This is a genomic window from Grimontia marina (genome assembly GCF_900060185.1).
Taxonomy (GTDB): Bacteria; Pseudomonadota; Gammaproteobacteria; order Enterobacterales; family Vibrionaceae; genus Enterovibrio; species Enterovibrio marinus.
On record NZ_FIZY01000178.1, the window covers coordinates 1 to 973 of the forward strand.

1 protein-coding gene is annotated in these 973 nt (G+C 48.9%); it reads right to left on the reverse strand.

What is annotated here, in order from left to right:
- Nucleotides 1-973, reverse strand: a 973-nt coding sequence (locus GMA8713_RS25805) for an IS4 family transposase (protein WP_062715533.1), incomplete at both ends; no start/stop codon positions are given.

Below are 973 nucleotides of genomic sequence, written 5' to 3' on the forward strand. Positions count from 1 at the left end.
TTTTTTGGGGAGTATGTAGCGTTTCACTCTCTCCCGCATGGCTCTTAGCTTTCTCGGGATTGAGCCGGGGGCTGCTATCGCACACCACATCAGCTCATCCTGAATATCTCTCAATGCCATCATAAAACTTATCCGCAATGGCGATACCTGCGCCTCTCTCGCAATACGACTGATTTCCAGACGAACCAAATTGTAAGCTATCAATAGTCCCCAGATTTCTTGTATTACCCCCTCCACAGACTGACTTCGTAGCAGCACTTCATCTTCAAGCATATTGTGCTTTATCTCTCCGTAGCTGTTCTCTATTTCCCATCGCTCAAAGTACACATCCAGTAATGACTGCGTACCATATTCCAGACTCGTTAAGGAGGTGAGGACACCTTTGACGTGATTGGGTTGCTCTGGCTTGGGGTACAGGACAAGGCGGGCTTGCCATTTCTCCGGCAAGCTCGGGTCTTGTTTCCGAGCATGGGCTGACACTTTCATTTCCACTAAAAGGTCTCGCCCTTCCTTATCCAGTTGTTCAATCACTTCATATTGCGTGTTGGATTTTATCGGCGTCATCCAGTGACTCGTCGTATGTTGCCGTTGCCAATTAATCATCAACTCAGCACTGAGGTAACAGCGGTCAAAAATCGTCAGGGAGTGAGCGGGAGCCGAAGCCGCCAGCTGTTTGGCATAAGAGACCTCACCTGTCGAGCTGGGCCCAAAGACAACATCATGTAATAAACGACTTCGCAGCGATGTGAGGGCACATAATCGAACAATCGGGTATTCAGTATGGTGGTTTTCATTGTACTTGATGTATTGGAAGTGCTCCGCAAGACAGGCGGTATCATGGGTGCGGAACTGAGTGCCGTCGACTGAAAGTAAACTTAGGCCAAACCATTTGTCATCGCTATCTTCCTGCTGGGTCCAATGGGCTGCTGTCAGTTTAAAAAGCGCTTCCAAAGGTTGGGCGGTGAGGCGCTTT